The 19,821-nt window shown below is 44.8% G+C and carries 11 protein-coding genes and 1 riboswitch; of the genes, 7 read left to right on the top strand and 4 right to left on the bottom strand.

What is annotated here, in order from left to right; genetic code table 11:
* Positions 1 to 261: 261 nt before the first annotated feature.
* Positions 262 to 2,211, bottom strand: coding sequence for a T9SS type A sorting domain-containing protein (locus ABDW02_RS16665; RefSeq protein WP_343636533.1), 1,950 nt, complete (start codon positions 2,209 to 2,211; stop codon positions 262 to 264).
* A gap of 84 nt (positions 2,212 to 2,295) precedes the next feature.
* Positions 2,296 to 2,487: riboswitch (cobalamin riboswitch) on the bottom strand.
* Between the two features lie 214 nt (positions 2,488 to 2,701).
* Here ABDW02_RS16665 and ABDW02_RS16660 point away from each other — a divergent pair.
* Complete coding sequence (locus ABDW02_RS16660; protein ID WP_343636531.1) at positions 2,702 to 3,754, top strand: T9SS type A sorting domain-containing protein; 1,053 nt, start codon at positions 2,702 to 2,704, stop codon at positions 3,752 to 3,754.
* On the opposite strand, the gene ABDW02_RS16655 is transcribed toward ABDW02_RS16660, so the two are convergent.
* Positions 3,751 to 4,896 (bottom strand): THUMP domain-containing protein, encoded by a 1,146-nt coding sequence (locus ABDW02_RS16655; protein ID WP_343636529.1) that lies wholly within the window; start codon positions 4,894 to 4,896, stop codon positions 3,751 to 3,753. The genes ABDW02_RS16660 and ABDW02_RS16655 overlap by 4 nt on opposite strands.
* 245 nt (positions 4,897 to 5,141) lie before the next feature.
* Here ABDW02_RS16655 and ABDW02_RS16650 point away from each other — a divergent pair, with 245 nt between their 5' ends.
* The 4 genes from ABDW02_RS16650 (at position 5,142) to priA (ending at position 12,405) form a co-directional block, all read left to right on the top strand.
* Positions 5,142 to 7,394, top strand: coding sequence for a patatin-like phospholipase family protein (locus ABDW02_RS16650; protein WP_343636527.1), 2,253 nt, complete (start codon positions 5,142 to 5,144; stop codon positions 7,392 to 7,394).
* A 117-nt stretch (positions 7,395 to 7,511) separates the two neighbouring features.
* Positions 7,512 to 8,579: a VOC family protein gene (locus ABDW02_RS16645; protein WP_343636525.1), complete on the top strand. Its 1,068-nt coding sequence runs from the start codon at positions 7,512 to 7,514 to the stop codon at positions 8,577 to 8,579.
* Positions 8,580 to 8,658: 79 nt separating this feature from the next.
* Complete coding sequence (locus ABDW02_RS16640) at positions 8,659 to 9,813, top strand: hypothetical protein (RefSeq protein WP_343636523.1); 1,155 nt, start codon at positions 8,659 to 8,661, stop codon at positions 9,811 to 9,813.
* Positions 9,814 to 9,921: 108 nt separating this feature from the next.
* Positions 9,922 to 12,405, top strand: coding sequence for a primosomal protein N' (gene priA / locus ABDW02_RS16635; protein WP_343636521.1), 2,484 nt, complete (start codon positions 9,922 to 9,924; stop codon positions 12,403 to 12,405).
* Here priA and ABDW02_RS16630 read toward each other — a convergent pair.
* On the bottom strand, positions 12,402 to 13,271 hold the full coding sequence (locus tag ABDW02_RS16630) for a sigma-70 family RNA polymerase sigma factor (RefSeq protein WP_144333433.1): 870 nt from the start codon (positions 13,269 to 13,271) through the stop codon (positions 12,402 to 12,404). The two genes, priA and ABDW02_RS16630, sit on opposite strands and share 4 nt — an antisense overlap.
* 182 nt (positions 13,272 to 13,453) lie before the next feature.
* Between ABDW02_RS16630 and ABDW02_RS16625 the strand changes: the two genes are divergently transcribed.
* Together ABDW02_RS16625 and ABDW02_RS16620 are read left to right on the top strand one after the other, a co-directional pair.
* On the top strand, positions 13,454 to 13,924 hold the full coding sequence (locus ABDW02_RS16625; protein ID WP_343636516.1) for a low molecular weight protein-tyrosine-phosphatase: 471 nt from the start codon (positions 13,454 to 13,456) through the stop codon (positions 13,922 to 13,924).
* Entirely contained in the window at positions 13,921 to 14,631 is a 711-nt protein-coding gene (locus ABDW02_RS16620) for an SAM-dependent methyltransferase (RefSeq protein WP_343636514.1), read from the top strand. The genes ABDW02_RS16625 and ABDW02_RS16620 overlap by 4 nt, the downstream gene beginning before the upstream one ends.
* Before the next feature lie 79 nt (positions 14,632 to 14,710).
* Here the strand turns inward: ABDW02_RS16620 and ABDW02_RS16615 are convergent, their stop codons facing one another.
* The gene (locus ABDW02_RS16615; RefSeq protein WP_343636512.1) at positions 14,711 to 19,813 is read right to left on the bottom strand and encodes a PKD domain-containing protein; all 5,103 of its coding nucleotides are present in this window, start codon (positions 19,811 to 19,813) and stop codon (positions 14,711 to 14,713) included.
* Positions 19,814 to 19,821 lie beyond the last annotated feature (8 nt).

The raw sequence follows: 19,821 nt of genomic DNA, 5'->3' as shown, positions 1-19,821 counted from the left end.
TAGAACATAGTTTTTTTTAAACAACCCATTCAAAACTATGTGGCTTATGTACCTATGTAGTTAAAAGAAAATGAGAGCGGAGCGAAACGACAAATTGCCAGCTTGAATAGCACTAATCAAAACAAAACCTCTGTGTTCTATTACCAATGTGGTTTTTAGATTAACCCATATGGTTCATTTATATGGTTAAATACCGAACTAAAAAGGCTGCCATACCTAAGCAGACAGCCTTTTTTTTGCGAATAGTGGTGGTTTTTATTTTTACTTACTGATTACAAACTGCGAAGTGGAATTCCCTGCTTTCAGCACATAAAACCCATTTTCCAAAAGAGAAACATTCAGGTCCGTTTTCATGCTTTCCAAACGAACTTCCGCAACCTTTTGGCCTTTTGCATCATAAATGACTGCCTGTTCTCCCATCAAAGAAGTCGTTCCGATCGATAAATTCTCTGAAGCCGGAACAGGATAAACGAACAGCGCAGAAGCACTCAAATCATCCAACCCGGCACTTGAACAGGAAACAACTACCGTTTGGCTTTGAGAAGCTGTGTTCCCGTTTCCGTCATTGAAATTCCAGGTAATGGTATACGTTCCTGCTGTTGCATACGAAACAGGATCATTGGTCGTTGCAGTAATCACACCTGCGCAATCATCCGTTGCTACCGGGACAGTTACCACCTGGTTACACGTTACATTTACAGTTGGAAGCGCTGAAGTTACAGGTGCCGTGTTATCAATGACCATTACCTGCTGGTTTACACTGATCGAATTTCCGTTTCCGTCATCAAAAACCCAGGTTACAACCGTCGTTCCGATAGCAGAGATCGGGAAAGTACTTGTAGTGGTGCCTGTTATCGTTCCTGCGCAATTATCCGAAGTAGTTGGAACAACCGGTGTAACCGAACATGTTCCGCTCAGATCATCCAAAACCGGTAGAACCGGATCGGTAGTATCATCCACCACTACAGTCTGCGTTTGTGTAGCTGTTCCGTTTGCATTGGTATAAGTCCAGTTGACCGTATAGGTTCCCTGGGCGGAATAATTCATTGGATCGGTTGTTGTGCCGGTCACCGAACCATTATCAGCAGTCGGTGCTGTTACCGACACACTGCACTGGCCAGAAATCGTTGAAAGCGCAGCCTGATCCGGAACGGGAACCGAACCAACCGGAGTATGGTATGTTTTCAATACACACTTATTCGGGATAGCACATCCGGGCATAGAACCGGATTCGATAACCGTAAACGTTGTACCATCCACTACTTCGTAATATCCCGGAGCCGTGTAATTATTTGCGGAAGCAATCACAAAATCCCCCGTCGACTGATCGATATCGAAAGACCTACCGTACCCGAAAGTCCCGAAACTTCCGGTACTCCCGATCAATGTACTCGTATAAACGGGCGTTAATGGCAAAGCCGGAGGAGTTATGATATCGTATTGATAAAGTGTTTTGGCGGTATTTGCCCAGAAATAGAGTTTGTTGTTGTAGTAGCGAAGCAATTTCGCGGTTACTCCCATGTTTACTACAGTTCCTAAAGCATCATTGTTCAACACATCAACCGGAACCAGGGAGGAACCTCCCAAAACCCATAATTTCCCCTGCCCGTCATAAGCCAATCCTTTGATCGAACCTACGCCGGGATTGAATTTCGCAACAACCGCATTGGTGAGCGTATCAATCTTTACAAGCTGGCCCGCCTGATCCAGATACATGTGCCCGTTTGCATATTCCATGAAATTACAATAGGTCGTAATTTCTCCGTTTGGCTCGGCAACAGGCGTCAGCGTATTATTAACCAGGTCGATTAAAGCAACTACTCCACCCTGCGGATAACAAGCATAAGCTTTTGTTGGGCTGGCAACTCCGAGTGTTTGTGCGGATTGAGCAAACGTGTGAATTTCCGTCATTGCAGGATAATTCACGATGGTAATGCGCCCGGCACCTGAAGGTTTTTCACCGATAATGGCCTTATTCCCGGCAATTACATAATCCTGGAGTACGTCATAGCCTGTGCTGACACCATTGGCGGTTTGGTACATTCCTGCTGAGTTTACTGCAGGAGTAAGGGTCGTATTCCGTACAAAAATGTCGGCATTCGGAGTTCCGAAGTTTCCTTCGGCAATGAGTTCCAAACGAAAAGTGGTTTGGGCAGAAAGTGTAGCAGATAAGATTAAGGAAAAGAGAGCTAATCCGACTTTTTTCATCATTTATTGGTTATAAGAACGATGAAAAAGTAACGACGAAGCCAATTCATGACTTGACAATCCGTTCCTTCACTTTTTCACCGAAAGTTACAGTACATACAGATTGGCAGGTCTCCTGGCTAAGTCCTTCAATTCACCTTCCCATGCTGACAGTATCGTCTGCACAGTGGTATTTCGAATTAAATACGGACTCTTACAGTTGCGGGAACAGCTCCGGATTTACACCGGATTCCCTTTTAATCTCCGCCGGGGCGGGGAACCGAATCGCGGTGCAAAAGTAATTCGAAATAGTTGGTTTCAAAATCTTCGATTTCATTTTCATGATTTTAAACCGGGTTTTCTTTTCCATAACATGGGCTTTAAACTGTTTTAAACAAAATCAGTTTAGTAGCGTTCCGGATTTAGCTATAATATAACTTACTCATAAACAAACAACTAAACCCTTGACATACATTTGCTTTGTTCCTTTTGGAACGGATATTTCTTCTGCAACATGAAAAAAACTACAGCTATCCTTCCGTACCTTCCGGTATTCCTGGTGTTTTGGTTTACCGGCTCAATGAACTTATTTGCGCAATGTCCTTCAGGCTCAATCGGGGTATCCGGTGCCGGTTGCGGATGCATTGCAGGGTGTAATTTAACCAGTTTGGGAGGTCCAAATTGCGGCGGCGGTACTTCCGGAAACTGCAGTGCAGGTTATCTACCGATGCAGACAGATATAACCGTGCCAGCGGGATGTACCTACACCGTTAGCGCCACCATGACAGACAGACCCGGTTGTACTTCCGCCCAGGGAGCGGATGGAAATTGTCAGACATGCGACGTGGTTAAAGTAGATATTGCGGGCGGTTCCAAGATCTTCCAGCAAGGAGGAAGCAATGCAACCTTAGTGGACAGTTATACCTTAACCGGACCAGGAACCATTCGTGTTTCCGGCAGAGCCAACAGGGCCGATGAAATTATTACCTACACAACCACTTCCAGCGGACCGACCTGTGTGAACTGCATGAGTACTTTACCGGTTGAATTAACCGCATTCCAGGTTTCACCGGAAGGAAGGGCTGTTGCCTGTGAATGGTGGACCGAAACCGAACTAAACAATGATTTCTTTACAATCGAACGGAGTTTGGACGGAATTCATTTCGAAGCATTTGCCTACATGGACGGAGCAGGAAACAGTAGCGCGCCCCTGCGTTATAAAATCTATGATTACGATCCGTATTCAGATGTAGTGAGCTACTACCGTTTATCCCAAACCGATTTCAACGGGTTTACGCGTTTTCACGAGATCCGGTCGGTGAAATTAAAAAACATACATGAACTCACCATCTATCCGAATCCTTCCAGCGGAACCATTCAAATCACGGGAGATTCCAAAACCTTGCTTGCTTCCAGGTTACTGGATGCTTCCGGAAGAGAAATTGCTTTAAAAGGTGTAGCGGAAAGCAATCAGGTGACAATATCGGATTTACCGGCAGGCGTTTACACCTTCGTTTATTTCAACCAGGAACACCTGATCTCCGAGCGCATTGTTGTAACTCCTTAATCTTCCTGCTTCTCCCCTTTTTTGGAACCTTCGTAAATGGTGTATTTGCGGAAAGAACATTCCAGGTCACCATTGAAGAGTTTGTACTTCTTATCCGGTCTTAAAGCCAGGTATTTGAATCCTTCTTCGCTGGAAGAGATTACAAAACAGGAATATCCCAGTAACTGGTGCTTCATGATACTTCCCAAAGTTCCGTAAAGTTCTTCCACATCCGTTTCCAATCGTTCTCCGTAAGGAGGATTGGTAATCATGAAAGCAGGGCCTTCCGGGAACGGGAATTCATCTACCGAAGCATTGTGTACTTCCACAAATCTCCCGAAGGAAAATCCGCGAAGATTTCTGCGTGTTTTCATGACCATTTGAGAGTCAATATCTCCCCCTATCAGTGTACACGGAAGTTCTTTCACCAATTTATTGGCTTTGGAATGGATTTCATCCCACAAATCGGCATCGAAATTCGCCATATTCTTGAAAGCATAATGCGTTCTTTCGATATTCGACGGAATTCCGGCAGCCAGCAAAGCAGCTTCGATCAGGATGGTTCCTGAACCGCAGAAAGGATCTATCAATGTTGTTTTTTTATCCCATTCGCTCATACGCAAAAGAGCCGCAGCCACTACTTCATTCAAAGGTGCATCACCGGTCGATTGGCGGTAACCTCTCTGGAACAAAGGCAAACCGCTTGTATTCACTGAAATTACTCCTTCGTTCTCACGAACGTATAAATCCACTACAATTTGCGGCGATTTTACGTTGATATCCGGTCTTTCACCTTTTAAGTCGCGGAAATGGTCCACGATCGCATCTTTGATCAGCAAAAACGGGAATTGGGAATGCTTGAAAATGGTAGAATGGATCGCTCCTTTTACAGCAAAGGTCTTTTTGACATCAAACAAAGAAGACCAATTGATTTTCTTTGCTTCGTTGTATAGGTCTTTCTCCGTTTTAACCGGGAACTTGCGCAACTCCACCAATACCGAGATCGCGCAGCGCACATGCAGGTTCAGAAAATACACATCTTTCCATTCACCTTCAATCTGAACGGCTCTATTCAGTTTCGTACTTTCCGGAAATCCAAGCTCCTTTAACTCATCAGCAAGTACATCCTCTAAACCATAAAACGTTTTCAGTACAATTTTCATAAAGCGAATTCAATATTTACTGAACAAAAGTAGACATAATATTTCAACCGCGACGTTTGCAGCATGGCTACAACGAAGGCACAAAGGGAGAAAAAACGTTGTATAAAAATTGTAGGGCGGAAAATTTTACATCCTGCAGTTTTTTTGTTTCCGCAGAAATAAACCAAAAGAAGAGGCGTTTCGGTAAAAAAAAATTACTTTTGATTTTGATGCAATTAGCAAAGCGACTAACTATAATCTTATTTTTGATTACCACCCCCTTTTTCGTTTATTCTCAAGGGGTTGGAGTTGTATTGAGTGGTGGTGGAGCTTCTGGTTTTGCACATATCGGAGTCCTGAAAGCATTGGAAGAAAACAACATTCCGATCAATTACATTACAGGAACTTCATCCGGAGCATTGGTTGGTGCCATGTATGCAAGCGGTTATTCCCCGCAGGAAATCGAAGATTATGTTTTAAGCAATAAATTTCAGCTGATGTCTCAGGGGGCCATTGAACAGCGCTACGAGTTCCTGCTTCGCGAAGACAATGAAAATGCCGCCGGGATCAGTTTTCCCTTTTCGCTCGATAGTATTTTCAGCAAATCGCTTCCTACCAACTTTATCCGCCCGGAATTGCTGGATTTTGAAATGTTGCGCCTGTTCGGAGCAAGCGGTGCTTCACGCAACTACAATTTCGACAGTCTTTTTGTCCCCTTCCGTTGCGTAGCCAGTGATATCGTAGCCAAAAAAGGAGTCGTATTTTCAAACGGCCAGCTGAATGAGGCAGTCAGGGCATCCATGACCTTTCCTTTTTACGTCAACCCGATCCGCATAAACGGCGTCCTTTACTTTGACGGCGGTCTTTATAACAACTTCCCCTCGGATGTCATGTATAACAGTTTTCCGGTGGATTTCATCATCGGAAGTAATGTTTCCTACAATGCTGCTCCTCCAAGGGAAGACGATTTGATCAGTCAGCTGACAAACATGCTTGTAACGCATACTTCCTTTAAAATTCCATGTGAATCGGGAATTATCATCGAACCCAAATCGGCCATCAGCACTTTCGATTTTGACGATGTGGACAAGGCCATTGATGCCGGTTACGAATCTACCATTGCAATGATTGACAGTATCAAACTCATGCTTGATGCAAGGGTTTCTGCAGAAGAACTGAACAAACGGAGAGCAGCTTTCAAAGCAAGCATTCATCCGCTGGTTATTTCTGAAGTAAATACCACGAACAACTATGGAATGGATGAGAGCTATGTCCGGAAATCCATCCTGAAGAACAAGAAAACAGAAACCATTACCGGAATGCGCTTCAAACGCCGGTATTTCAGAACATACGCTACTCCTCAAGTCAAGTACTTGTTCCCTACCCTGGATGTAAAAGCAGATTCTACCTATGCATTGAACATCAAAGTCACCGAAGCAAAACCATTCCGTATTGATCTGGGAGGAATTGTCAGCACACGAGCCATCAACACCGGTTTTGTTCAATTGAACTACATGCGTTTGGACCGGTTTGCAAGTACTTTTCAGGCCGGGGGATATTTCGGGAAATTCTATAACTCGGGAAGAGCGAATGTAGACCTTCATTTTCCGTCTTACTACCCTATTTCGGCAAGTTTCTACGGAGTTATCAATCGCTGGGATTATTTCAAAAGCTTTACTACCTTCTTTGATGACGAAAAACCTTCTTTCCTGGTACAAAATGAAGCTTATGTCGGAGCAGGAATCAAACTGCCGATATTCAATAACTCCAAATTTGCACTGGATTACAGGCACTTTGAAACACAGGACCGCTATTACCAAAGTTCCGATTTTACGAATAAAGATACCACAGACAGAACCATTCTGTATGGAAATTCCCTGATCCTGACAGTGGAACACAATTCCCTGAACAGGAAACAATGGGCATCATCCGGGACGCTTGTCCAATTAAAAGCCATCTACAGTGATGCAAGAGAACACAGTGTTGCGGGATCAACATCTTTGGAAAAATACGATTACCGGAACGGGCACCATTGGTTCAATATTCGCGGTGAAATACAAGGTTTCCCGTTAAGCACCCGGTATTTTTCATTTGGTATCCACGGATTGGCAAGCATCACGAACCTTTCCCTGTTAAAGAATTACACGGCAACACTTCTCAATATGAATGCATTCCAGCCTTTGCCGGATTTGCAAACGTATTTCTTTGCCGAATACCGTTCACCGCAGTACGTAGGAGGTGGATTGAACGTCATTTTCTCCTTGCGGAAAAACATCGATATCCGGGTAGACGGATACTGGTATCAGCCATTTATTTCAATCACCCAAAAGGATGACGGAACATTCGGATATTCCAAACCGTTTAAAGGAGAATCCCAGGTAGCTTCCTTATCAGCCATTTACCATTCGCCATTGGGACCGATCAGAGCTTCACTTAACTATTTCCCGAAGCAAAAAACTCCTTTGGCGTTCCAGTTTACATACGGGTTTATCATTTTCCACGAACGGGCATTCCGGTAAAAGTTTCAAATTGTTCCAACTGTTTAAAAGTTCAAATCAGTGCTTATTAGCTAAACTTTGAACCATTGAACTTTTGAACGATTGAACTTTTAGTATATTCGCATCAAATTCGAAAAAATGGCAAAAATCATCTGTGGTATTCAGCAAATGGGAATCGGTGTTCCCGACGTTCAATCAATCTGGAAATGGTATAGAGAACATTTCGGTGTGGATGTACGCATTTTTGAAGAAGCAGCTGAAGCTCCTTTGATGACCAGATATACCGGAGGCGTTATCCATTCCAGAACTGCAACACTGGCCCTTTCCATGGAAAGCGGTGGTGGATTCGAGATCTGGCAGTTTACTTCCCGTCCGACAGAAAAAAGTACCGAACCCATCATCCTGGGTGATTTCGGGTTGTATGCCTGCCGCATCAAATCCAAAGATGTGAAAGCAACACATGCATTTTTAGTGAAAAAAGGCGCAAAAGTATTGTCTGAACCACAGAAACTTCCAAACGGAAGCTATCATTTCCTGGTAGAAGACCCGAACGGGAATTTATTTGACATCGTGGAAGGGTCTGGTTGGTTCATGGATACCAAATTCGAAGGAAAAACAGGTGGAGTTGCCGGATCTATGATCGGTGTCAGCTCTATCGAAAAAGCCTTGCCGCTTTATCAAAAAATTCTGGGCTACGACAAAATCGTTTACGACGTAACGGATACCTTCGATGCTTTCAACAACATTCCGAACGGAAACCAAAAAGTCAGAAGAGTCTTATTGCAACATACGGAAGACCGCAAAGGGCCATTTGCAAAATTGTTGGGACCAACTCAAATCGAATTGATTCAGGCAGTGGAACGCACGGATGCAAAATCCATTTTCAAAGACCGTTTCTGGGGCGACTGGGGCTTCATTCACCTGTGTTTTGATGTTCAGGGAATGGACGATCTGCAAAAAGAATGCGAAGAAGCAGGCTTTCCTTTTACAGTTGATTCCGGGAAAACATTCGACATGGGAGAAGCAGGCGGAAGATTCAGCTACATTGAAGATCCGGATGGCACCTGGATTGAATTCGTTGAGACTCACAAAGTTCCTGTTATGAAAAAACTGGGATGGTACATCCATCTGAAAAACAAAAAACCGGGAGCGTTTTTACCCAACTGGATGCTGAAAGCGATGAGATTTAATCGCGTAAAGGATTGATTCAACAGTAGCTTCTGTTTATTTTAATCGTTTTATCCTATTAATTAAAATTGTATTTTTGGGACAAATTGTATACATCATGAAATTTCTCCAATTTTCACTTTACTCCATTATCCTGACATCCCTGGTACTGATCACTTCGTGTGAAGACGATATTGATTTTGCCGGAGAGCATGTGGAAACACCTGTTTTGTTCGGGTTACTGGATAAAAACGACTCTTTGCACTATGTAAAGCTGACGCGTACTTTTGGAGGTTCAAACAATTCCCTGGAAGTGGCTCAGATCGAAGATTCCAGTTATTTCCAGGATGCAGAGATCAAAATCGAAGAATGGGCTTCTTTGCCTCCCAACAATGTATTCACGAAAGTCAGAACGTGGATTTTGAAAGATACGGTTTTGACCAATAAAGCTCCGGGCGCTTTCTACAGCCCGAACCAGAAAGTATACTATTTCAAAACGGAAACATTCAATATTTCCAATCCACCGGCTGTAGCTGATGCAAACTTAAACACAGCCCTGAAAGAAGACGTCACTTACAAATTGATTGCAACTATCAACGGAGGATCAATCGTAGTGAATGCTGAAACAAAACTGGTATCCGGAATGGTAATCAGCCAGCCTTCAGCTGCTGCCAGCTATCAGTTTGTTAAAACAGTAGCCGGTGTACAGCAATATAATTCACTTAGTTTAAAAGCCAACAATGGAAATGCGAAAGTAGTCGATGCACGTATGTTAATCAAATTTGACGAATACTTCAACGGTGTTCCGGTAGAAAAATCATTTACCTGGAAAGTAGGAGAATTGAACGGAGATCAACTAACGGGTGCAACCTCTAATTTTGTGGCAAACGGAGAAACATTCTATACACTTATTAAAAACAATTGTACGAATGACCCGACTATCACCAAACGTAAATTAACTTCCGTGCAATTGATTATGACCGGTGGGTCCACAGAATTGAGCAAATACATTCTGGTTAACCAACCAAGTTCCTCTTTAGCTCAAAATAAACCGAGCTATACGAACCTGAGCCGTACGGACGGTGGACCTGTAATCGGAGTCTTCAGTTCACGTATGACCAATAAACAAGAAAAATTCAACACAAACAGCACTGTCATACTTGATAATCTATCCCGAAAAGAATTGAGCATCGGTACGATAACCGGATTGCTGATGTTCTGCAGCGACTACCAGGTTGATATCAATAACGGTGAATCCTGGGTTTGTCAATAAGCTATTAAAACTGAAACATAGAAAAGTCCCGTTTGTCAGCAGATAAGCGGGATTTTTTTATCCTCTCAACAAACCCTTTTATTGTTTTTAGTTCACTAAATTTGTTCCATGAGCGAACGTGTTACTCTTTTCGTCGACATCATCTTACCCATTCCGTTAAGCCAGGAATTTACCTACCGGGTTCCTTTCGAAATGAATGACCAGGTCCGGGAATACCTTCGGGTAATTGTTCCATTCGGAAAAGGCAAATTATACACCGGAATTATCACGAAAATACACCAGGAAGCACCTCGCCTCTACCAGGCAAAATACATCGAGCATATCCTCGATGAAACGCCCATTATCAGCAAAAAACAATACTCGTTCTGGAAATGGATGTCGGAATACTACATGGCACCCATTGGCGATGTCATGAATGCAGCTCTTCCTGCGAATTTCAAATTGGCTAGTGAAACCAAAATTGTTGTTCACCCGGATTTTGACGGGGAAACAGCACAGCTATCCGACCGCGAATACCTGGTAGTGGAAGCACTTCAGATCAAAGAAACACTCGACTTGCGGGAAATTTCCGAGATCATCGGAATCAAAACAATTCAGCCGCTAATCAAAACATTGCTAGAAAAGAACATTGTTTTGACCCTGGAAGAAGTATCCAATAAATTCACTCCCAAAACGGGATTATTTGTGGTACTCCAGGAAGACTACCGTTCCGATGCCGTTCTGAATGAGTTGTTTGAACAACTTGCGCAGAAAAAAACAACCCAAAAACAAGAACAGGTTCTTTTAAAAATCCTTCAACTGGGTGGTTTTCATGAAGGAACAGTTACACCCATTCTCAGAAGATCGCTGGAAGAACAAGGCTGTTCTTTGTCTGCTATTAACACGCTTGAAAAACAAGGCATCCTACGTACCGAACGACTTGAAATCTCCCGCATCAACTCAGCGGACCAGAGCAAATTCGCTTTCCCGGAACTGAGCGAAGCCCAATCAAAAGCACTCAGCGAAATTGAAACGGGTTTCGGAGAAAAAGAAACGATTCTCTTGCAGGGAATTACCGGATCGGGGAAAACGGAAATTTACATTGAACTCATCCGAAAAGTACTCGACCAGGGAAAACAGGTCTTGTTCCTGGTTCCTGAAATTGCGCTGACCACACAGCTGATTCAGCGTTTATCGGCCTATTTCGGTGAAAAGATCGGGGTTTACCATTCCAGGTTCAATTCCAACGAGCGCGTGGAGATCTGGAACAAAGTCCTTCAAAACGACCCGAGACAATTCAGGTTGGTAGTGGGGGCCCGTTCTTCCATTTTCCTGCCGTTCCAGGATTTAGGACTGGTCATTGTGGACGAAGAACATGAATCTTCCTACAAACAACAAGATCCTTCTCCCAGGTACAATGCCCGGGATATGGCCATCGTGCTGGCGCATTACTTCAAAACAAAAACATTGCTGGGTTCTGCCACGCCTTCCATAGAAAGTTACCAGAACACCCGCGACGGCAAATACGGACATGTGTTGCTCACGGAACGCTATTCCCAGGTGAAGCTTCCGGAAATCCTGTGTGCAGATATGAAAGAAGAACGTCGTCAAAAAAGTTTGAATGGCCATTTCTCCAAATTCCTGCTCGAAAATATCATTGAAACTCTCAATAACGGCGAACAAGTAATCCTTTTCCAGAACCGGAGAGGCTACACTCCCATCTGGACCTGCGAAATTTGTGGTTTCAGCCCGAATTGCATCAATTGTGATACGACTTTGAATTACCACAAGCATTCGAACTTATTGAAATGCCACCACTGCAGTTACCAGACTCCTCCGATAGGTACTTGTCCGGCATGCGGAAGCAACCGCTTGAAAATGCTGGGATTCGGAACGGAAAAAATCGAAGACGATCTGTCATTAATCCTTCCGGATATCCGGTTAGGGCGTATGGACCTGGATACAACCCGTAACAAAAACAGCCACCTGGAATTGATCCAGGCTTTTGAAAACCGGGAAATCGATGTGTTGATCGGTACGCAAATGGTAGCAAAAGGACTGGATTTCGATCATGTGGGCCTGGTTGGTATCCTGGATGCCGATCTCATGCTCAATAAAACCGATTTCAGGGCATTTGAACGTGCCTTCCAGTTAATGACACAAGTGGCGGGAAGATCAGGCCGCAGGAACAAGCGCGGAAAGGTCATTATCCAAACCGGGAATCCGGATCATTGGGTAATTCAAAAAGTAATGGCGCATGATTACGATGCTTTTGCGATCAACGAAGTGGTTGAACGCAGGAATTATCACTATCCGCCATTCTATAAATTGATCCGGTTTACCCTGAAACACCGTGACCGGGATTTGGTAGACTCAGGTGCCCAACATTTTGCGAAATTACTGAAAGAGCAATTCCACGAACGCGTTTTAGGTCCTGAATCCCCGGTTATCGCGAGGATTCAGAACTTTTATTTGAAAGAAATTGTTTTAAAAATTGAGCAGGACGCTCCACAAAAGAAAGTAAAGGAACGCTTACATGAGCTGACGGATCAATTTTTCAGCGTTCCCCATTTCAAACCTATTCGACTGATTACTGATGTAGATCCCGCTTAACCAAGGTATGATTTAAGCATCCGGCTTCGGGATGTATGCTTCAGGCGTCGAATTGCCTTTTCTTTTATTTGTCTTACACGCTCTCTGGTCAGATCGAATAAATCTCCGATCTCTTCCAGAGTAAGCGGATGTTTTCCGTTTAGTCCGTAATAAAGTCTTACTACGTCTCCTTCCCTGCCGGATAAGGACGAAAGCGAACGTTCGATCTCTTTACGCAGGGATTCTTTGGTCAATTCATTTTCCGGGCTCGGAAGCGAATCATTCGGCAATACATCGTACATGCTTGATGAACTTTCATCGCCATCTACCAAAGGTGCATCCATGGATAAATGACGTGCTGTGTTTGCCAGCGACTGACGTACATCTTCTACCGAACATTCCAGGTACTCAGCCAATTCATCTGCTGAAGGCGGACGTTCATAAAGTTGCTCCAACTCGCTGTATGCCCTGTTGATCTTATTAATGGTCCCGATCTTGTTCAACGGAAGCCGGACAATACGTGCCTGCTCTGCCAGAGCCTGCAGGATCGATTGACGGATCCACCAAACTGCATAGGAAATAAATTTAAATCCTCTTGTTTCATCAAAGCGCTCTGCAGCCTTGATCAAACCTAAATTCCCTTCATTGATTAAGTCGGGAAGTGATAATCCTTGATTTTGGTACTGTTTGGAAACAGATACTACGAATCTTAAATTAGCTTTTGTTAAACGTTCCAACGCCCTCTTGTCCCCTGCCTTTATTCGTTTAGCTAATTCTACCTCTTCGTCGGCAGTAATTAATTCAACGCGACCAATTTCCTGAAGGTATTTATCGAGAGAAGCCGTCTCCCGATTGGTAACTTGCTTTACAATCTTTAACTGTCTCATGGTCTTTACTATTGATTTACATGAATATAACGATTATAAGATACACTTCGTTGTGTTCGTTGGAATCAAAAAATGTTAAATGAATAAACGGTTTGTTTAAACTAACAAAATGTGTGAATCAATGAAGATTTAGAAAAATCCAGTTAAAAAAGTAACTTTGCAGCCAATTTAAAGCGAATACTATGCGTGTTTTAATGGTTTGTTTGGGAAATATCTGCCGCTCTCCAATGGCAGACGGATGGCTTCGTCACAGGGTGAAAGAGCACAATCTGCAGGTAGAAGTTGATTCTGCAGGAACGGCTAATTATCATGTCGGAGAAAAGCCCGATCACCGGATGAGAAGACTTTCCCTGGAATATGGTGTTTCCATCGACGAATTGCGCGCACGCCAATTTTCCGTGGCGGATTTTGACAATTATGACATTATCTTTGCCATGGATAAAAGCAATGAGCAAAATATTCTGCGCTTAGCCAGAACTGATCAGGACAGACAAAAAGTACGGCTTTTTCTGAACGAATTGTACCCCGGCCAGGACATGGAAGTTCCGGACCCATATTATGGAACGGATATGAATTTCAAAGAAGTGATCGAACTATTGGATCTGGCAACGAACGCATTTTTAAAGAACAACCAATTAATAGAAAATTCATGAGCGCCGGTAATTTATACCTGATTCCCAATACACTTGGTGGAGAATCCACAGAAGATATCATCCCTCAAAAAGTAGCCGAAATTGCCAGTGGATTGCGTGTATTCGCTGTGGAAGACATCAAATCTGCACGTCGTTTACTGCGTAAAATTGACCGTACTTTCCCCATTGACGAATCCGAATTCTTTGTACTGAACAAAGCAACGGCGGCAACGGAAGTATATCACCTGATCAAAGCCATGAAATCGGGAAAAAGTGTAGGAATTATCAGCGAAGCGGGTTGTGCCGGCATCGCAGACCCGGGAGCAATCCTGGTTGCTCTGGCCCATGAAAACGATATTCATGTTTGCCCTACCGTGGGCCCAAGCTCTATTCTGCTCACACTGATCGGAAGCGGTTTCAACGGACAGCAATTCTCTTTCCACGGCTATTTGCCGAAAGACCAAAAAGAACGCATTCGTAAACTCAAAGACCTGGAACAACGCGTGAAAAGAAACGGTGAGACCCAATTATTCATGGATACACCTTTCAGAACGATGCACGTGTTCGAAGACCTGTTAAATATGCTGGCGGATGATACCTTGCTTTGTGTAGCATCCAACCTGACTTTATTTAATGAGCGTATCCAGACAAAAACAATCAAAGACTGGAGGGAAAATGCCTATGACCTAAGCAAGCAACCTACGATGTTTGCACTGGGGAAACTATAACCGGTTTAATGGTTCAAAGAGTTCAAAAGCTTAATCAGCAACAACTAAAACATTTTAAACTTTTGAACCATTTGGAACTTTATTTAATCAGTGTCATGTGGCCGCTTTTCGTGTATTTTTTATCCGTATTCGGATCTTTAAAGCTCACCGTCCAGACATACATTCCTTCGGGCACCAATACTCCGTTATAAGTTCCATCCCACCCCACGCTGGCATCTTTGGATTCGAAAATGGTTTCTCCCCATTTATTAAAGATCAGCAACCTAAAACTATAGGGATCGAATCCGGAAGTAAAGACCGGTTGGAACGTATTGTTGTGTTCGTCACCATTCGGCGTAAAGGAATTCGGTATGTAATAAACCAGTTCATCCAGTACACGCACCACCACTCTGGCAGTATCCGAACATCCGAAAGCATTGGTTGCAACCAATTGAACCGTATAGTTACTTGCAACCTCATCGTACTCATGTGTCGGTGAAACCGCTGCCGAGTTCCCTCCGTCACCGAATGTCCAGGTGTAAGAAGTCGCATTGGTTGACGTATTGATAAAGTGAATTTCAGAATGCGTAACCGTTGCATCGTAAGGAGATGGTGTAAAAGAAGCATCTGCACCCGGCGTGATACAAACAAAATTCACCTTCGTAGAAGTGGCAGAACATCCGTTCAGATCCGTTACGGTTAAAGCTACTGTAAAACATCCGGAAGAAGTATAAGTGGTCGAAGCATTCAAAGGTGAAGTTGCATTCAGGCCATTCCCGAAATTCCACTGAGCACTGGTTGTTGAAGATGTTTGATTGGTAAAAGTGACCGGCAAAGGTGCACAACCCGATAACGTATCGGCAATAAAGTTGGTAGCCGGTATTGCATTCACAACAATTGTTCTGGTTGAAGGCCCCGAACAGGATCCCGGAATGTCATATGTAATCGTAAACGAACCCGGACCGGAAACACCCGGATCAAATAAGCCCGTTGATGTATTTACGATACCGGTTCCGGACCAATTTCCACCCGGACTGGCAGCAACCAATGAAACCGGAGCATCATTCGCACAGAAAGGACCTGCGGCATTGATGGCTGTTGAAACTCCAGAGTTGGAAGTAACAGTTGTAGTTGCGGTAGCCGTACAGGAATTTAGCGAAATGGTCACCGTATAAACCCCGAAATCAGCACCCGTAATGGCAGGAATTGTCGGATTCTGCGAAGTGGAACTGAACGAATTCGGCCCGGTCCAGGAATAAGTTCCTCCCGTGGTGCCGTTTGCCGTTAAATTCAATGGCTGGTTCACACACAAAGGACCATTGTTCGATGCCGTCACTGTTGGAATTGCATTCACCGTAACTGCCGTAGGAGCAGACGTGGAAGAACATCCCAAAGAAGAAACTGTCACCGTATAAGAGCCGCTCGCAGTAACCGTAATAGACTGTGTGGTTGCTCCACCCGACCAGGTATTTCCGCTGGCAGCAGAAGAAGTCAGAACTACTGAACTTCCTGCACAAAATGTAGTTGGTCCGCCTGCTGTAATGGTTGGTGTTGCAGGAATAGGATTCACTGTTACCGACGTAGCAGCGGAAGTAGATGAACAAGATCCGTTTGAAACCGTCACGGTGTAAGAACCCGAAGCTGTTACTGTAATCGATTGCGTGGTTGCTCCGGTCGACCAGGTATTTCCTGTCGCTGAAGAGGATGTCAGTACCACTGAACCACCTGCACAAAAAGTTGTTGGGCCACCAGCGGTAATCGTTGGCGTTGCAGGAAGTGGATTCACAGTTACAGCAGTTGCTGCGGAAGTTGCCGAACAAGGCCCGTTTGAAACGGTTACGGTGTAAGAGCCTGAAGTCGTTACTGTAATCGATTGCGTCGTTGCTCCGGTTGACCAGGTGTTTCCAGTTGCCGATGACGAAGTCAATGTCACGGAACCGCCGGCACAAAAAGTCGTTGATCCTCCTGCTGTGATTGTTGGTGTTGCAGGAAGTGGATTAACCGTAACAGCAGTTGCTGCGGAAGTTGCCGAACACGATCCGTTAGAAACTGTTACCGTATAAGAACCTGAAGTTGTTGCTGTAATCGATTGCGTCGTTGCTCCGGTTGACCAGGTATTTCCGGTTGCCGATGACGAAGTCAACACTACTGAACCGCCCGAACAAAAAGTTGTTGGGCCACCTGCCGTAATGGTTGGCGTTGCAGGAAGCGGATTCACAGTTACAGTAGTTGCGGCAGAAACCGCTGAACAAGGCCCGTTTGAAACCGTTACGGTGTAAGAGCCCGAAGTTGTTACTGTAATCGATTGCGTAGTTGCTCCGGTTGACCAGGTATTTCCGGTTGCAGATGATGAAGTCAACGTTACGGAACCACCGGCACAAAAAGTTGTTGGGCCACCCGCAGTAATTGTTGGTGTTGCAGGAAGTGGATTAACCGTAACTGCAGTTGCAGCAGAAGTTGCCGAACAAGATCCGTTTGAAACCGTTACCGTATAAGAACCTGAAGTCGTTACTGTAATCGATTGCGTGGTTGCTCCTGTTGACCAGGTATTTCCTGTCGCTGACGAGGAAGTCAAGGTTACTGAGCCTCCCGCACAAAAAGTTGTTGGGCCACCTGCAGCAATGGTTGGTGTTGCAGGAAGCGGATTAACAGTAACGGTCGTTGCGGCAGAGATCGAAGAACACGATCCGCTGGATACGGTTACCGTGTAAGAACCGGAAGTTGTAACCGTAATCGATTGCGTCGTCGCTCCGGTCGACCAGGTATTTCCGGTTGAAGCGGATGAAGTTAATGTAACGGATCCTCCGGAACAGAATGTTGTAGGCCCTCCTGCCGTGATTGTAGGTACGGCCGGAGTCGGATTCACTGTAACAACAGTTGCTGCAGAGGTTGCAGAACACCCGTTTGCATCCATAAACGTAACGGTGTAGGAACCACTGGATGTTACAGTAATTGCTTGTGTTGTTGCGCCGGTCGACCAGGTATTTCCGGTTGCAGCTGATGACGTTAAAGTTACTGATCCTCCGGAGCAGAATGTGGTCGGCCCGCCTGCCGTAATGGTTGGTGCAGCAGGAAGCGGATTCACGGTAACAGTTGTCGATGTAGCTGCGGAAGTACAACCGCCGGCTGTAACTGTCAAGGTATAGGTTCCGCTTGTACTCACAGTTATCGACTGTGTGGTGGCACCTGTTGACCAGGTATTCCCGGTTGCCGAAGAAGAGGTCAGTGTCACAGAACCGCCGGAACAAAAAGTCGTTGGGCCGCTTGCTGTAACGGTTGGTGTTGCCGGAAGCGGAGTAACTGTAACAACGGTTGCAGCAGAAGTGGATGAACATCCTCCTCCACCTGTAACAGTAACGGTATATGAACCTCCTGCCGTTACGGTGATCGATTGGGTCGTTGCTCCGTTTGACCAGGTATTTCCGGTCGCTGAAGAGGAAGTCAATACCACAGAACCTCCCGCACAAAATGTGGTGGGACCGCCTGCTGTAATCGTCGGTGGAGTTCCTGCCGTAACTGTTACTGTTCTGCTATTGGTAACCTGGTTCCCGCAGGCATCCGTCACGATCGAATACAGTGTCACTGTTCCGGAAGTTGGGAAGGTGATGCTTGCACTTGCCCCGCTTCCAACACTCGGTGTTCCTGACGGGCTGAAGCTCCAGTTATACGTATATCCCGGTACACCGCCTGTTCCTGATGTAGAAGCAGTAAGCGAACCACCCTGACACAAAGTTGTTGCGGAAAGTGTGATCGGTGTGGTTACATTCGTATATTCCAGTGTTTTACCGATTACATTCACAACGAATGGCGAAGCAGCACCGATGCATGTGTTGGAACAGCCTGTTGATCCCCAACAGGAACGGTAGAATTTCAAAGTGAAAGTCATACTCTGCGGAGTACAGCTTGGTGCCGGTACACAGCCTGAAATATCCGAAAAGATCGTTTGATTGGTAGCGGTACATGTTCCCCCTCCGATTCCGTTGCAGAACCAATAGTATCCCGCAGCAGACGGGCTGTTACAACCTCCTAATCCGATTCGGGTTGCGCCATCCTGGAGCCAGCAGGTAGTTCCGTTGGCAGAATAGGTGAAGGAGAAATTCACATCTGTGATCGTTGCATTGGCAGGACTTGAAAACGTCAGGTTGTAATCGCAGGAGTTCGTAAAGTTGCACGAACCATTGTATCTGGATCCTGTAATGGAAGCCTGTCCTAAAGTTCCTGCTGCAGATACCGTAGGATCCACAACCAATTCATACAGACCAATGTTTTCATTGATCCAATCGTAATCAACCGCTAAATCAACCAGGTTGGAATGAATGATATATTCTCCGGAACGCGCCAGACTTTTAGGGCCGCCTTTTGCGAATAATTTCGCTTCATCCATGACAGCCAATTCCGTTGAACCGGCCATTAATTTCAAGCTTCCTATACCACGGCTGTATGTTCCTCCTGTGAATTTGGCATGAACCGGTGATCCGGCTTCCAACTCTTCCCGGAAAAGCAATTGATCAAAAACACCGAACTCATTGGACTTTATAATGAAACTTGTTTTGATCGCTCCTTTCTGAACGATCATTTCTGCATCTATTCCCGGGAAAATATGGTGAATCATTGCTCCGTCAGTTCCAACAGTATAATCAGACCAATCTGCGGTATATTTCCGGGCTTCTGTTCCGTTTTGAATCACGATCAGTTTCCATTGGTTAAAACGAAGTGTTCCGTTAGCCATTTTCAATTCCGTTCGCGCAGCTGCGAAATCAATGATAGGCTGATCCGGCAAATAAGCAGATTCGTAGCGGGTTCCGGAAACGGGACGCAAAGTAGGATCAATAGTCACCCAATCTCCGTTTACCTGGTGATGTAAATCTCCTAAAGCTCTTTGCAAATAGAATTGGTGCGTGTCATTGAGGTCGATGAAGTAACGCTCATCAACGGTTCGTTTCTCCAACACCTCCACACAATTCTCACATGGAGCATTTTCAGGAAGTTTTCCGAAATCGGGATGCGAATAATACCTGGGATCGTTGTATTTTTTCCAGTCATCCAAATGCCTGGATTCAGAAACGGGAAAAGAAGTCAGGTTATTTGTTGTTGCAATCATCCCGGACTGGGCATGCTTTTCCTGGGCAAATAAAGGAGTCATTCCAACCAGGAGAAGTAGCAGGATGAAAACGCGGTTTCCGGAGTAGTTTATTGTCGGCATGGGCCTGA

The sequence above is a fragment of the Fluviicola sp. genome, from assembly GCF_039596395.1.
Taxonomy (GTDB): domain Bacteria; phylum Bacteroidota; class Bacteroidia; order Flavobacteriales_D; family Crocinitomicaceae; genus Fluviicola.
The sequence above is the reverse complement of the archived record's forward strand: the minus strand, read 5'-3'. Positions and strand labels throughout refer to the sequence as shown.

Coding starts and splice junctions, on each gene's coding strand:
- ABDW02_RS16665 (WP_343636533.1), bottom strand. CDS start 2,211: ATGATGAAAAAAGTCGGATTAGCTCTCTTTTCCTTAATCTTATCTGCT.
- ABDW02_RS16660 (WP_343636531.1), top strand. CDS start 2,702: ATGAAAAAAACTACAGCTATCCTTCCGTACCTTCCGGTATTCCTGGTG.
- ABDW02_RS16655 (WP_343636529.1), bottom strand. CDS start 4,896: ATGAAAATTGTACTGAAAACGTTTTATGGTTTAGAGGATGTACTTGCT.
- ABDW02_RS16645 (WP_343636525.1), top strand. CDS start 7,512: ATGGCAAAAATCATCTGTGGTATTCAGCAAATGGGAATCGGTGTTCCC.
- ABDW02_RS16640 (WP_343636523.1), top strand. CDS start 8,659: ATGAAATTTCTCCAATTTTCACTTTACTCCATTATCCTGACATCCCTG.
- priA (WP_343636521.1), top strand. CDS start 9,922: ATGAGCGAACGTGTTACTCTTTTCGTCGACATCATCTTACCCATTCCG.
- ABDW02_RS16630 (WP_144333433.1), bottom strand. CDS start 13,271: ATGAGACAGTTAAAGATTGTAAAGCAAGTTACCAATCGGGAGACGGCT.
- ABDW02_RS16625 (WP_343636516.1), top strand. CDS start 13,454: ATGCGTGTTTTAATGGTTTGTTTGGGAAATATCTGCCGCTCTCCAATG.
- ABDW02_RS16620 (WP_343636514.1), top strand. CDS start 13,921: ATGAGCGCCGGTAATTTATACCTGATTCCCAATACACTTGGTGGAGAA.
- ABDW02_RS16615 (WP_343636512.1), bottom strand. CDS start 19,813: ATGCCGACAATAAACTACTCCGGAAACCGCGTTTTCATCCTGCTACTT.